Here is a 13,654-nt window from a genome sequence, read left to right as displayed (position 1 = left end):
ACGCACGTCACCCCGGCCAGTGTGCCTGACCGGGGTGACGTCTTCGCTGTCGATCGCTTAGGCGGCGCGCCCCTTGGCGACCAGGTGACGCAGCACGTACTGCATGATCCCACCGTTGCGGTAGTAATCGGCCTCACCGGGTGTGTCGATCCGGACCACGGCGTCGAACTCCGTTTGCGAGCCGTCGGCCTTGGTCGCGGTCACGCGAACCGTTTCCGGGGTGACGCCGTCGTTGAGGGCCGTCACGCCCGTGAAGGCGAAGGTCTCGCTACCGTCCAGCCCGAGGCTGTCGGCCGAGGCGCCCTCGGGGAACTGGAGCGGAAGAACGCCCATCCCGATCAGGTTCGAACGGTGGATCCGCTCGTAGCTTTCGGCGATGACGGCCTTGACGCCCAGCAAGGAGGTGCCCTTGGCGGCCCAGTCGCGCGAACTGCCCGAGCCGTACTCCTTGCCCGCCAGCACCACCAGCGGGATCCCTGCGGCCGCATAGTTCATGGCGGCGTCATAGACGAAGCTGACCGGCGCATCCGGCAGCGTGAAGTCGCGCGTGTAGCCGCCTTCGGTACCGGGTGCGATCTGGTTACGCAGCCGGATGTTGGCGAAGGTACCGCGAATCATGACCTCGTGGTTGCCGCGGCGTGACCCGTAGCTGTTGAAGTCCTTGCGGGCAACGCCGTGCTCGGTCAGGTACTTTCCCGCCGGGGTGTCGGCCTTGATGTTGCCCGCCGGGCTGATGTGGTCGGTGGTCACCGAGTCCCCCAGCTTGAGCAGGACGCGCGCGCCGGCAATGTCCGTCACCGGGGCGGGCTGTTCCGGCATGCCCTCGAAGTACGGGGGCTTGCGCACATAGGTGGAGGCCTCGTCCCATTCGAAGATCTCTCCATCAGGGGTGGGCAGCGCACGCCACTTGTCGTCGCCAGCGAACACGTCGGCATAGCGACGCTCGAACATCTCTGCGCTGATCGAGCCGCCAATGACGTCCTCGATCTCTTCTGTCGTGGGCCAGATGTCCGCCATGAACACGTCGCGTCCCTCAGCGTCTTGGCCGAGTGGCTCCTTAGCCAGATCGATGTCCATCGTGCCAGCCAGGGCGTACACGATGACCAGCGGCGGGGAGGCCAGGTAGTTCATCTTGACGTCGGGGCTGATCCGTCCCTCGAAGTTTCGGTTGCCCGACAAGACGGCCGTCACGGCGAGATCGTTGTCGTTGATCGCCTGGCTCACCTCGGGGATCAGCGGGCCGGTGTTGCCGATGCACGTCACGCAGCCGTAGCCGACGGTGTTGAAGCCCAGGTCGTCGAGGTATTGCTGCAGGCCGGACTTCTCGTAGTAGTCGGTGACGACCTTGGATCCGGGAGCGACGGTGGTCTTCACCCAGGGCTTCGGGCGCAGCCCCTTCTCGACGGCCTTCTTGGCCACCAGGGCCGCGCCGAGCATGACCGAGGGGTTAGACGTGTTGGTGCAGGAGGTGATCGACGCCACCGTCACAGCCCCGTGGTCGAGTTCGAAGCTGGTGCCGTCGGCGAGGGTGACCAGGGTCGGCCTCGATGCACGCCCCGTGATGGGGCCGGTGACCGCCAGTTCGTGATCCGGTGCGGGCGAATCGTCGGTTTGCCCGGGGGTCGCGGCGACGGGGTCGGAGGCGGGCATCGTTTCGGCGACAGACTCGTCGTAACCGATGAGTTCCTCGGGAGCGCCCGCATAGCTGGGGAGCGCCTCCCGGAATGCCGCCTTCGACTCCGACAACACCACACGGTCCTGCGGACGCTTCGGGCCAGCGATGCTCGGGACCACGGTGGACAGGTCGAGTTCGAGGTACTCCGAGTAGCGGGGCTCCGCTGCCGCATCGTGCCAGAGGCCCTGGGCCTTGGCATAGTCCTCGACCAGCGCGATCTGCTCGGCCGAACGCCCGGTCAAGCGCAGGTAGTCGAGGGTCTTGTCGTCGATGGGGAACACGGCGATCGTGGAGCCGTACTCGGGGCTCATGTTGCCGATCGTGGCGCGGTTAGCCAGCGGGACCTCGGCGACGGAGGGGCCGTAGAACTCGACGAACTTGCCGACGACCTTGTGGGCACGCAGCATCTCGGTGATGGTGAGGACAAGGTCGGTCGCCGTCACGCCGTCGTTGAGCTTGCCGGAGAGCTTGAAGCCGACCACGCGCGGGACGAGCATCGACACAGGCTGGCCCAGCATGGCTGCCTCGGCCTCGATGCCGCCCACGCCCCAGCCGACGACGCCCAGGCCGTTGACCATGGTGGTGTGGGAGTCGGTGCCCACGCAGGTGTCGGGGTAGGCCTGCAGTTCGCCGTCCACCACGCGGGGGAAGACGACGCGGGCGAGGTTCTCGATGTTGACCTGGTGCACGATGCCCGTGCCCGGGGGGACCACCTTGAAGTCGTCGAAGGCGGTCTGGCCCCACCGCAGGAACTGGTAGCGCTCACGGTTGCGCTCGTACTCCATGTCCATATTGAGGCTCATGGCCTGGTCGGTGCCGAAGAAGTCAGCGATGACGGAGTGATCGATGACCATCTCCGCAGGCGAAAGCGGGTTGACCTTGGTCGGATCCCCGCCCAACTCCTGGACGGCCTCACGCATCGTCGCCAAGTCGACCACGCACGGGACGCCGGTGAAGTCCTGCATGATGACGCGGGCCGGGGTGAATTGGATCTCCTTGGAGGGCTCGGCTGCCGCATCCCAGTTCGCCAGCGAGGTGATGTGCTCGGCGGTGATGTTGGCCCCGTCCTCGGTGCGCAGGAGATTCTCCAACAGCACCTTGAGGCTGTAGGGCAAGGTGTCAGATCCCTCCACCTTCGCGATGGAGAAGATCTGGTAGGACGTTCCGCTCGATGTGAGTGCGGTCTTCGCCCCGAAGCTGTTGACGCTCATGGTCTGCCTCCTGGTCTGCCTTCAACAAATTATCTCGACGTCGAGATAATAGCGCATCGTCACTTCCGTGAAGGCTCAGTGGCGTGCCCGACGCTCCGCCTGGCGGCGCTCTGCGTAATCTTCTCGCAGATCGTCGTCGGTCATCATCAAGTAGACGAGGCCGCAATTGTGCGGACCGTCTGCTCCGGGAAAGCACAACGAGCACTTGTCCTGCGGACGCAATGGGCAGCGGGCCTCAACTTGATGCGCCATCATCCCTCCTTGTGCCCGTGAGCCTACTCCGGCATCACGATGGCCACGCACTCCACATGGTGGGTCTGGGGAAACAGATCGAAGGCGCGCAGCGACACCACCCGATACCCGCCCTGCGCGGCCGTGGCAAGGTCGCGCGCCAGTGCCGCGGGATCGCACGCCACATACGCTACGGCCCGCGGTGCTCGTGCCATCACCTGCGCCATGACCGCCGCGCCGGCGCCAGCCCTGGGCGGATCGAGGACGACGAGATCGGTCCGGCCAGGCACGGGACTCCCCTGCCGACATCGGCCATCACGCGGTCCGAGAACGCGCGCCACATCGCCTGCGAGGAAGCGCGCGCCCGCGACATTGCGGCGAGCCTGGGCCACGGCGGTCGTCGAGCCCTCGATGCCGGTCACGGACACGTCGGCGTCGACTAGGGCACCCGCGAACAACCCCACCCCGCAATAGAGATCCAAAGCTGTTTCGCCGGGTCGGGGATGCAGCCCGCTCAGCACCGCCTCGACCAGCGTGTCCGCCGCCTGCGGGTGGACCTGCCAGAACCCATCCGCGCGGACGCTCCACCGTCGATGAGCTGCAGATACCTCAATCAGCCGCGGGTCGCCGGGGGCGACCCACACGGCCTCCGCCCCTTCCAACGCCCCCATCACTGCGGGGCCCTCGGGGGCGTTCGCAGGAACCCGCGCCAGCGGGGCTGCCGCAATCAGGCAGCCTTGTTCAGGCAGGGCCACGATGTCGTGGGAGCGGCTCTGGCGGAGCCCCCACTCCGACGGCGTCGTGTTCTCGTCGCGGTGATAGCGCATGCGCGTGCGCCAGCGGGCATCGTCAGGATGTACCGCTTCGACCTGGCCCTCCCACTCCACGCCCGCGAGGCGACGTACCTGCTCGGCCACCACCTGGCGCTTGAGTTCTCGCTGATGAGGGACGCGCACATGCTGAAAGTCGCACCCCCCGCAGACGGTCGCTACCGGGCAGGGCTCCGGGACGCGATCGGCGCTGGGCCGGGTGATGGTCACGGCGTCACCAAACGCGTGTCGTCGCGCGAGCCCGGTGACGCGGACGTCCACGATCTCGCCCTCGAGAGCGTGCCGGACGAAGATGACGCGTCCGTCGTGGCGGGCCACCCAGTGCCCACCGTGGGCGATCGGTCCAACCTCGACTCCGTGCAAGAGGTCGCCGACCCGCCATGGTGTGTCACTCACCTTGGTTGGACCCCGAGTGCACCGTGCCCGTGCCCGGGTGCCGCCAGGCCGCCCGTTCGCGACGGACCACGCGGTCGATGGCGTATCGAGAAGAGGCCAACTGGTACGGGACGGCGGCGGTGATGACGCCACGGACGAACGCAAGGCGGGCCTTGATCAGCAGGCTGGTCTGGTTGTGCAGGAGCCGCTCCCACCAGTGCCCCACCACCAGTTCGGGCACGTAGACCATGACGACGTCGCGCGGGTTGCCTGAGCTGATCCCCTTGATGTAGCGGACGAAGGGGCCGACGACTTCGCGGTAGGGGCTGGCGATGATCTTCAAGGGGATACCGGGATCGAGGGCCTCCCACTGCTGACGGATGTCCTTGGTGTGATCGTCCTCGGCGGCCACCGTCACCGCTTCCAGGCTGTTGGCTCGGCTCGCTCGGGCGAAGGTCACCGCACGCATGGCGGGCTTGTCGAGGTCGGTCACCAGCACTACAGCGTGGACGCGGCTGGGCAGAAGCCGGACGTCGGAGGGGGAAAGGGCTGTCTCGCGTTCGACTTGCTGGTAGTGCCGACTGATCAGCTTCATCACCACAAACAGCACCGCCATGGCGAGGATGGCCAGGTAGGCGCCGTAGATGAACTTCGAGGCGAGCACGATGATGAGCACGGTCCCGGTGAACGTCAGTCCGATCGCGTTAATGACGCGAGAGCGCTTCATGTGGCGGCGCTTGGCCGGGTCGACTTCGGTGGCAAGATGCCGCGTCCAGTGGCGCAGCATGCCGAGTTGGCTCACCGTGAAGGAGACGAACACCCCGACCACATACAGCTGAATCAGGGCCGTGACGCTGGCGTTGAAGGCCAAGACGAGCCCGACGGCGGCCAAGGCGAGCAAGATGATGCCGTTGCTGTAAGCCAACCGGTCACCGCGGGTGGAGAGGGCCTTGGGGAGGAAGCCGTGACGCGCGAGGATCGAACTGAGCACGGGGAAGCCGTTGAAGGCCGTGTTCGCCGCCAGGAACAAGATGATCATGGTCATGGCGATGACGAAGATGAACCCGAGGGGGAATCCATCGAACACGGTCGCGGCCAACTGCGCCATGATCGTCTCTTGGTGGTCGGTCACGCGGACCCCGCCCTGGGTGAAGTAGACCCCGGCGTGCTCGTCGACCATCTTGGCGCCGGTGAGGTTCGCCAGCGCGATGATGCCGGTCAGCATCGAGATCGCCACGACGCCCAGCAGTGCCAGCGTGGTGGCGGCGTTGCGGCTCTTGGGCTCCTTGAAGGCGGGAACCCCGTTGGAGATGGCCTCCACACCGGTCAGTGCCGCGGATCCGGAGGAGAAGGCGCGCGCCAGCAGGGCGATCAGCGCGAACCCGGTCAACTGCGAGTAGTAGGTGTCCCCCACCACGTCGAAGCCTGCGGTTGGCGCGGCCAGGGGTTCTCCCACCACGAAAATGCGCACCATCCCGACCACGATCATGCCCAGCACGGCGAACATGAAGCCATAGGTGGGGATGGCGAAGACGGTTCCGGATTCACGGGCGCCACGCAGGTTGAGACCCATGAGGATCAGGATGATGACGGCCGCGATGATCCCCTCGTGCCCGACCATGAACGGGAACAGCGCCTTAGCGTTTTGAACACCCGAACTGACCGATACCGCCACGGTGAGGATGTAGTCCACCAGCAGTGCTGAGGCGACCGTCAGGCCGGCATTGGGCCCCAGGTTCACGGTGGCGACCTCGAAGTCGCCGCCGCCGGAGGGGTAGGCGTGGACTGTTTGCCGGTAGGACAACACCACGACGGCCATGACGACGGCCACCACGATGGCGATCTGCCAGGAGAAAACGAATCCGGCAACGCCCGCCAAACTGAGCGTCAAAATGATCTCGTCGGGGGCGTAGGCGACCGACGACAGGGCATCGGAGGCGAAGACAGGCAGGGCGATCCGCTTCGGGAGGAGGGTCTCCCCCAACTGGGCGCTGGCCAACTTGCGCCCAACCAGCACGCGCTTCAGGGCGTCGGTGACGTTCACGGGGGTACACTCTAGTCCCGTGCACATCGTGATCATGGGGTGTGGCCGCGTGGGATCATCCCTGGCCCGGGCGCTGGAGCGCCGAGGCCACTCTGTGGCCGTCATCGACCAAGACCCCGACGCCTTCCGCAGGCTCGGACCGGAGTTCCACGGCGCCACCGTTAAGGGCATCGGTTTCGACCGGAAGGTCCTTGTCGCCGCAGGGATCAAGCAGGCCGACGGTTTCGCTGCTGTCTCCTCGGGCGACAACTCGAACATTCTGGCCGCGCGCGTCGTCCGCGAAACCTACGGGATCAGCAACGTGGTCGCCCGCATCTACGACCAGGCGCGCGCCGAGGTCTATGAGCGACTCGGCATCCCCTCGGTCGCCACCGTCCGGTGGGCGTCCGACCAGGTGCTGCGGCGTCTCCTCCCAGAAGGATCCGAGCCGCAATGGCGCGATCCCTCAGGGCAAGTGCGCCTGATCCAGGTCGGGGCGCACGAAGGGTGGGTCGGGACGCCGGTCGGGAAGATCGAAACGGCGCTCCACGCGCGCATCCCCTTCCTCACCCGGTTCGGCCAGGGGCTCGTCCCCGCCAATGACACGCTGCTCCAAGACGGCGACACCTTGTACGTGGCTGTGGCCAACGACGATGTGCCTCGCGTCGAGCAGGTTCTGTCCGAACCTCCCGCCAAGCACTGAGCCCGTCCCACTAAGGAGTCACCTGTGCGCGTCGCCATCGCCGGGGCCGGTAACGTCGGCCGTTCCATCGCCCGTGAGTTGCTGGCCAACGGGCACAAAGTCTTGTTGATCGACCGCGACCCGCGGGCCATCAAACCTGACAGCGTCCCCGGGGCGGAATGGCTTTTGGCCGACGCCTGTGAAGTCGATTCGCTGGAGGAAGCCCGGCTCGATCGGTGCGACGTCGCCATCGCCGCGACCGGCGACGACAAGGCGAATCTCGTCAGCAGTTTGTTGTGCAAGACCGAGTTTGCCGTCCCGCGGACGGTGGCCCGGGTGAACCACCCCAGCAACGAGTGGATGTTCGACGACGTGTGGGGCGTGGACGTCTCGGTCTCGACGCCGCGGCTGATGAGTGCCTTGGTGGAAGAAGCGGTCACGGTCGGCGACCTCGTCCGTTTGTTCTCCTTCAAGGGCGGCAAGACCAACCTGGTCGAGATGACGCTACCGAGCGACAGCCCCATCATCGGGCACCGTATCGACGAACTCGATTTCCCCGGCGATGCCGTGCTCGTTGCCATCATCCGGGACGGAAATGCTGCACCGCCCGCCAGCGATGGCTCGCTTGAGGGCGACGACGAACTTTTGTTCGTGGCCAACCCGGCGCATGAGCTCGAACTGGCTCACTATCTCGCCCCTGGTGTCGCGCGCGAGCGCGTCACCGATGACGAGGACGAGTAGCGCCTCCGCAGGCGCACAAGCGCTGCGGCCCGCACGATGACTACCGTGCGGCCGCAGCGCAACGTTGCGGTCTAACGCAGTTCGTAACGCGGGTTGTACATGCGACGCTCGCCGTCCACAACCGAGACCCGCCCTTCGACGACGAGTTCGCGACCAGCCTCGATGCCCGGAATCGCGTGGCGGCCCATCCAGATGAGCCGCACATGACCGGTGCCGTCCGACAGTTCGGCCTCCAGCCAGGCCGTCCGACCACGAGGACGCACCGTGAGGACGTCGATCGTTCCGCGTAGCGTGACCCGGCTGCGGTCGGTACAGCTGACGACCGAGTCGGCACCGCTGTCGGCAGCGATCTTTTGACGATCGGCGGAGGCGAGTTCGTCAGTGGAGCGCACCAATCCGCGCAACGCATTCCTCAATCCCATGATTGTCCTCCTAGCCTTGAGGCTCCTGCCCCTCGGGGAAGGCCAGCTGAATCAGTTCGCCGGGTACGCGAGGCGCTTCGTCGCGACGCACGACGACGTTGCGGAAGAACTCCACGAACACATCGGAGGGGGCATCTTCCCCTTCCGCCATCGCTGCCTGCCCCATGAGGGTGCCGCGGAGAAGCCAGCGGGGACCCTCCACGAGCCACACACGCGAGACGTGGAACAGTTGCTCCCCCTCAGGGCCGTCCACCGGCATCACGCGGCGCACTTCGGGCCCAAACGGCCCGGACGCCTCCTGAGCGTGGCCCCCGCCTTGCGCGGCCTCCTCAACGATCTCGACGCGCAACTCGTCGGCGAGGTCACCACTGCGGGGGGCGGCGAACAAGGCCAGCTCCAGCCCGGAGTCCTCAAAGGTGGCCAGCAACGCCTGCACGATCCCGGTGTCCGGATTGCCGTGGAGTTGCAGGCCCAAACCCTCGAAGGGGGTGATGATCAGCGGGCCAAACGTGATCCGCTCGATATCGTCCGCGTCCAGGGCCACTTCTTCGTAGTCGAACGGGCCATCAGCGCGGGGAACGATCGCGTCCTCGGAATCGGACGCGTCCTCGACGAGGTCGCCCGCGTCATCGTCTGTGGTGGGCTCGTCCTCGAACGCCTCAACCTGCTCGCGCTTCGCCTCAGTCGCGGTGCGCGCCTTGCGTCCAAAGATCACTGCGTTTTCCCTCCGTCTGGCCCCGTGGGGTCCGTGGTTGTGGACCAGTTCGCGATTCCGCCGGTCGAGCCATGTCCGCCGTCGCCCCGGACGGTGGTGCCCAGGTCGTCGACTTCGTGGAAGACGGCTCGCCCAACGGGTTGGAAGACTAGCTGCGCGATCAAGTCTCCCCGCCGCAGTATCACCTGGCGGCTGAGGTCGGTATTGAGCAGACAGATGCGCAGTTCGCCCCGGTAACCTTCATCCACCGTACCCGGGGCATTGACGATGGTGAGCCCCTCGCGTGCCGCCAACCCCGAGCGAGGATGCACGAAGCAGGCCCAACCGGGGGGAAGCGCGATGGCGAGGCCGGTGCCCACCAAGGCCCGCTCGCCCGGCGCCAAGGTCACGTCGTGGGAGCACGCGATGTCTGCACCCGCGTCCCCGGGGTGGGCGTAACGAGGCAACGGTACGCCCGGGTCGAGTCTGCGCACCGCGACGGGCGGTGTCCATGCGTCCGTCATGAGGCCACCGTGGTCCGGGCCGACGCGATCGCGGTGGCCAGCTGACGAGGGTGGCGGGTGGAGATCAACCAATACGGGTGCGGGTCTGCGGCGTCGTCGATCTCCACCAAGACGGCTCGCTGCAGCCAGGGGCGCTGGACCACCAGCGCGGCGGGCTCAGACTCCGCGCCCAGCAGCGCTGACGTGCGCTCTGCATCCAACTCGCTGACATGCCCGACCCACTGCCACTCGATGGAGTGGGGGCCCACGCGCAATCCGTGGCGATCGACGAAGATCTGCGTGCGGCCGAACAGGGCGAGCGCCACCCCGATCACTACGATGCTGGCGGCCGCCGCCCCCAGGGCGACCCAGCGGTCGAACCACAGGCCCAAAGCCAAGAACCCAGTGGTGCCGAATGTCACCCCCACCAGCCAGTACCAGCCGGGGGTGGTCAATCGCTCGCGGTATTCCACCGCCCCAATCTATCGAATCGTGCTCGGCCTGCGGGCTAGGGTGGATGGGAACGCGGTCGACGGGGCCGCCGAGCGGGCAGGACACGATGGACATCTCGCAGAAGGTGGTCTGGAACCTCTACTCGACAGTCGTGGCGGTCGGGGCTGCAGCCGTGACGAAGAAGGCCGTGGAGAGCGCATGGGAGTTCGTGACCGGCGAGGAGCCGCCCGATCCCAATGACCCTGATGTGCCCACCGGCCAGGCGATCGCCTGGGTGGTGGCCGTGGCGGTCGGCGTCGGCCTCTCGCAGGTGCTCATCAACCGGTTCGCGGCCAAGCGCTGGAGCGCTTTCACCGGCGAGGGGCAGTCCTCTCGGCCGGTCAATCTGCGGTTCTGACAGCTCGGCTGTCTAGACCGCCTCGGTGCCTGAGGCGCCGCCGACCTTCGCGGTGGGCGGCGCCGCATTGCGTGGGTGTTAGGCGCAATCCACGCAGTAGATGAGGCCATTGACCTCCTTGGCCACCTGGGAGCGCTGCTTCACCAGGAAGCAGCTCGCACAGGTGAACTCATCGGCCTGCCGTGGGAGGACACGCACGGTGAGTTCCTCGTGCGACAGGTCCGCGCCGGGCAACTCAAAGGACTCAGCGGCCTCGACCTCGTCCTCGTCCACCTTGCCGGAGTTCTTGTCGTTGCGCCGGCTCTTGAGTTCCTCGATGCTGTCCTCGTTCTCCTCGTCGTTCTTGCGAGGAGCGTCGTAATCAGTCGCCATGATGCCTTTCCAGCAGCGAACGGTAGGGATTCTCACCCCTGCGTATTGACGGATCCCTCGGGTCCTTCAGCACGCAAGAGGCGCAGACGCACATATATCACACTCGTCAAGTCCTCCTCAGGGGAGTCCTGCTTCGAGCGCGCGTCGTGGCTCACCAGGGTTGCGCCTGGGCACGGTAAGTTACCTTGTACGACACCCATGGGTCCGTGCGGACGCCCCCAGCGCCCACACGCCCGTCGATTCGGAGACAGATGTATGGACAGTGCCTTGAGACCACGCGACATTCAGGCGCGCATCCGCGCGGGTGAATCCCCCGCGGACGTCGCTGACGCCGCCGGCGTTCCCATCGAGCGCATCGCCGCCTTCTCCGATCCCGTGATGGCCGAGCGAGAGCACGTCGCCGGCCTGGCACGCACGCATCCCGTGCGGCGCCGCGGGGAGACGACGACGCATCGCACGCTACGCAATGCCGTCACCGACACGTTGGTGTCGGACGGGATCGATGCCGACGATGCGTCCTGGGACGCCTGGAAGCTCAGCGATCGCCGGTGGCGGATCCGCGTCACCTTCCCGGGTGAGGCGGGGCCCCGCACTGCCGACTTCGCCTATGACCAGATGGGGCGGTTCAGCGTCGCCGACGACGACGAGGCCCAGCGCCTGATCGGGGACGTTCCGGCTGCGGACGATCTCGCCTTGGTCCGCATCACCCAGGAGCCGGTCGGCCAGGTGCACGTCCTGCCCACCGCGGCACCCGAGGAGGTCGACGAGCCGCTGTTCCTCGATGACGATCACGAAGACGAAGACGACCTCGAAGCTGAAGACGCGTTCCATGATGGGGATCTGGAGGAGGTGGACGGCGTCTATGACATCGTGGCCCCGCCGCGCGGGGATCTCGACGTCCTCTACGACATGCTGTCCAGCTTTGATGAAGACTCCGTCAAGATCTACGCGGGTTTGGTCCATCCGAAGGATGGCCGACCCGCCGAGGAGCCGGTGGTCGTCGAGGTCGAAGAGACTCTCACGCGTGACACCACCGTCCATATCGCACCGGCCGGGGCGGAAACCGAGCCTGGGGCCGAGCTCGCGCAGGAACAGGAGAAGGGCGAACCCGAGCAACTTTCCTTGCTGGGGAGTCCAGAGGAGCAGGAGACCCCCAAGCCAAAGAAGGGGCGTCGCCGACGTGCAGCCGTCCCGAGCTGGGACGAGATCATGTTCGGCGCCCCCCGACCCGAGGACCACTAACCCCTCAGAGCCTGACTCAGGCTGGTGCGTCGTCGAAGGGCAGCGGATCGGGCGTGAGGTCAACGCCGCCCAGCTTGGACGGCATGCGCAGGCGGTGATGACGGCGGCACAGGACCTCGTAACGGACGACCGCGCCAGCATCCATGTCCCCGATGGCAATCTGGTCACCCTCCACCACCATGACCCCATTGACGATGCGAGCGTTGTGGGTGGCCGGCGCGCCGCACCAGCAGCGTGGTCGTGCCTGAAGCATCTCGATCCGATCGGCCAGTTCTACCAGGCGTCGTGATCCGGGAAACAGTTCGGTGCGAAAGTCGGTGAGGATGCCGAAACAACTCGCGTCGATGTCGAGTTCGTCGACGATCCTGGACAGGTCGTCAACCTGCGCCTCGGTGTAGAACTGAGCTTCGTCGCACACGAGATAGTCGACCCGATGCCCCGAGGTGAGTTCCTCGGTGACATGGGCCCAGAAGTCGAACGTCGGAGTCACCTCGATCGCGGTGGCGCTGAGGCCGATGCGGCTACTGATCACCGCTTGGCCGCCCCGGTCGAAGCAGGTGAACAGCAGACCCCGGCGGCCAGCCGAAGCCTCGGTGTAGTCCACTTGCAGCGCCAGCGTGGACTTGCCGCAGTTCATCGGGCCGGTGAAGTACGTCAGTGCCGCCATCAGGCCACCAGCAGGGGGACGCGGGTTTCCAACTCGGTGAGGGAGCCATGCATGCCCACCAGCCCGAATTCGCGCGGCTGAGACCGGGTCATGACGGCGCCGTCGTCGCGCATCGCGACCACAACATCGCCCAGGCGCGAGGCCATGCGAGGATCCATGGGCCCGAACCATCCCGCCTCGATCGCCTCCTCGCGGGTGAGGACCCAGGCGCGCTCCCCCAGCGTGGCAGCCCAGCGCTTCCTGACCTCCGGCACTCGCTTGGGCTCGGCATACAACTGGCGGAAGCGGCCCTCGCCTGCGAACAGGGTCAAGTCTGATCCCAGGCCGGGAACATCCTCGACGATGAGCCACCTGTCACGAGGGGCATCGACCATCCCGTGATCGCCGGTGATCAGCAAGCGGGCCTCCGAGGGGAGCGCCGCCCTCAGCCGGGCCGCAAAGCCGTCGATCCGGCGCAGGGTCGAGCGCCACGCTGGTGTGCGCCAGCCTTGGCCATGGCCGGTGTGATCAAGGGATCGCTCATAGAGGTAGACCAAGGACTTCTCACCCGAGGCGGCAGCGTCGGCGGTCCACGCGATGCGTGCCGCGTCGTCGTTCTCGTCGGGAACGGGCTGGAAGCGGGCCCCCCGAAGCGCCGCCTCGGTGAGTCCGGTGCCGGCGAAGCGTGCGGGGCTTACCGAGGTGAGCGTGACGCCGGAGCGTGCCAGGCGCTCGAAGGCCGTCAACCGTGGCTGGATGTCGTAGGCCGACAAGCCGTTCTCCCACAGCAGGGCATTGAGCAGGCCACCCCCGACTGGATTACGGAAGGAGTACCCGAGCATGCCGTGCTGGCCGGGAGGCAGCGCTGTGCCCAAGCTGGTGATGCTCGTGACGGTCGTGCTGGGTACGCCAGCGGTGAGCCGCCCCCCTGCGCTGCGGAGCCCGCTAAGGAACGGCGCATCAGCGGCGGCTTCGGCCAGGTTGAGGTCCCCCAGCCCATCCACCAGCAGCAGCACCCAACGTGAGGCTTCCGGGACGCCGAGCGCGTTCCCCCAGCCGTCGACGCCCAGAGAGGCGGCCAAGGAGGGAACCACATCAGACAGTGCTGATGAGCCGTACGACGGAACGACAGGGGTCGGCGCAAGCGCCTCCATCGC

At 66.6% G+C, this 13,654-nt stretch carries 15 protein-coding genes; 4 read left to right on the top strand and 11 right to left on the bottom strand.

The features are described 5' to 3' along the window. Positions 1 to 57: 57 nt before the first annotated feature. The 4 genes from C1706_RS01205 to C1706_RS01195 all read right to left on the bottom strand — a co-directional run bounded on the left by C1706_RS01205 (position 58) and on the right by C1706_RS01195 (position 6,366). A complete protein-coding gene (locus tag C1706_RS01205) occupies positions 58 to 2,886 on the bottom strand; it encodes an aconitate hydratase (RefSeq protein WP_129457380.1) in 2,829 nt (942 codons plus the stop codon). 75 nt (positions 2,887 to 2,961) lie between these two features. Continuing rightward, positions 2,962 to 3,138: a DUF6767 domain-containing protein gene (locus C1706_RS14905; RefSeq protein ID WP_431830670.1), complete on the bottom strand. Its 177-nt coding sequence runs from the start codon at positions 3,136 to 3,138 to the stop codon at positions 2,962 to 2,964. Positions 3,139 to 3,161: 23 nt separating this feature from the next. Then, positions 3,162 to 4,343 (bottom strand): class I SAM-dependent RNA methyltransferase, encoded by a 1,182-nt coding sequence (locus tag C1706_RS01200; RefSeq protein WP_129457379.1) that lies wholly within the window; start codon positions 4,341 to 4,343, stop codon positions 3,162 to 3,164. Further along, complete coding sequence (locus C1706_RS01195; protein WP_129457378.1) at positions 4,336 to 6,366, bottom strand: APC family permease; 2,031 nt, start codon at positions 6,364 to 6,366, stop codon at positions 4,336 to 4,338. The genes C1706_RS01200 and C1706_RS01195 overlap by 8 nt, the downstream gene beginning before the upstream one ends. A gap of 34 nt (positions 6,367 to 6,400) precedes the next feature. On the opposite strand from C1706_RS01195, the gene C1706_RS01190 reads away from it, so the two are divergent. Both C1706_RS01190 and C1706_RS01185 read left to right on the top strand, forming a co-directional pair. Then, a complete protein-coding gene (locus tag C1706_RS01190) occupies positions 6,401 to 7,048 on the top strand; it encodes a potassium channel family protein (RefSeq protein WP_180316827.1) in 648 nt (215 codons plus the stop codon). A gap of 24 nt (positions 7,049 to 7,072) precedes the next feature. Further along, positions 7,073 to 7,768 (top strand): potassium channel family protein, encoded by a 696-nt coding sequence (locus tag C1706_RS01185; protein WP_129457376.1) that lies wholly within the window; start codon positions 7,073 to 7,075, stop codon positions 7,766 to 7,768. A 71-nt stretch (positions 7,769 to 7,839) separates the two neighbouring features. On the opposite strand, the gene C1706_RS01180 is transcribed toward C1706_RS01185, so the two are convergent. From C1706_RS01180 to C1706_RS01165, 4 genes are read right to left on the bottom strand one after another with little or no spacing between them, the layout of a single operon-like run. Next, entirely contained in the window at positions 7,840 to 8,190 is a 351-nt protein-coding gene (locus C1706_RS01180) for an OB-fold nucleic acid binding domain-containing protein (protein ID WP_129457375.1), read from the bottom strand. A 10-nt stretch (positions 8,191 to 8,200) separates the two neighbouring features. Beyond that, the gene (locus C1706_RS01175; protein WP_241653359.1) at positions 8,201 to 8,905 is read right to left on the bottom strand and encodes a DUF3710 domain-containing protein; all 705 of its coding nucleotides are present in this window, start codon (positions 8,903 to 8,905) and stop codon (positions 8,201 to 8,203) included. Further along, the gene (dut, locus tag C1706_RS01170) at positions 8,902 to 9,408 is read right to left on the bottom strand and encodes a dUTP diphosphatase (RefSeq protein ID WP_129457374.1); all 507 of its coding nucleotides are present in this window, start codon (positions 9,406 to 9,408) and stop codon (positions 8,902 to 8,904) included. Before dut ends, C1706_RS01175 begins: the two co-directional genes overlap by 4 nt. After that, positions 9,405 to 9,860 (bottom strand): DUF3093 domain-containing protein, encoded by a 456-nt coding sequence (locus C1706_RS01165; protein ID WP_206660919.1) that lies wholly within the window; start codon positions 9,858 to 9,860, stop codon positions 9,405 to 9,407. The genes dut and C1706_RS01165 overlap by 4 nt, the downstream gene beginning before the upstream one ends. Before the next feature lie 86 nt (positions 9,861 to 9,946). Between C1706_RS01165 and C1706_RS01160 the strand changes: the two genes are divergently transcribed. Beyond that, positions 9,947 to 10,237 carry a DUF4235 domain-containing protein gene (locus tag C1706_RS01160; protein ID WP_164987374.1) on the top strand — a complete coding sequence of 97 codons (291 nt, stop codon included), beginning with the start codon at positions 9,947 to 9,949 and terminating at the stop codon, positions 10,235 to 10,237. Between the two features lie 78 nt (positions 10,238 to 10,315). Here C1706_RS01160 and C1706_RS01155 read toward each other — a convergent pair whose 3' ends face one another. Further along, positions 10,316 to 10,609 (bottom strand): DUF4193 domain-containing protein, encoded by a 294-nt coding sequence (locus C1706_RS01155; RefSeq protein ID WP_129457371.1) that lies wholly within the window; start codon positions 10,607 to 10,609, stop codon positions 10,316 to 10,318. Between the two features lie 255 nt (positions 10,610 to 10,864). On the opposite strand from C1706_RS01155, the gene sepH reads away from it, so the two are divergent. Next, a complete protein-coding gene (sepH, locus tag C1706_RS01150) occupies positions 10,865 to 11,851 on the top strand; it encodes a septation protein SepH (protein WP_164987373.1) in 987 nt (328 codons plus the stop codon). 16 nt (positions 11,852 to 11,867) lie between these two features. On the opposite strand, the gene C1706_RS01145 is transcribed toward sepH, so the two are convergent. Then, a complete protein-coding gene (locus tag C1706_RS01145; RefSeq protein ID WP_129457369.1) occupies positions 11,868 to 12,518 on the bottom strand; it encodes a thymidine kinase in 651 nt (216 codons plus the stop codon). After that, a complete protein-coding gene (locus C1706_RS01140; RefSeq protein ID WP_129457658.1) occupies positions 12,518 to 13,651 on the bottom strand; it encodes an alkaline phosphatase family protein in 1,134 nt (377 codons plus the stop codon). The genes C1706_RS01145 and C1706_RS01140 overlap by 1 nt, the downstream gene beginning before the upstream one ends. Positions 13,652 to 13,654: the final 3 nt, after the last annotated feature.

Origin of the sequence: Propioniciclava flava, assembly GCF_004126535.1 — a bacterium.
GTDB classification, from domain to species: Bacteria; Actinomycetota; Actinomycetes; order Propionibacteriales; family Propionibacteriaceae; genus Propioniciclava; species Propioniciclava flava.
This window is presented reverse-complemented; position numbering and strand designations above follow the sequence as displayed.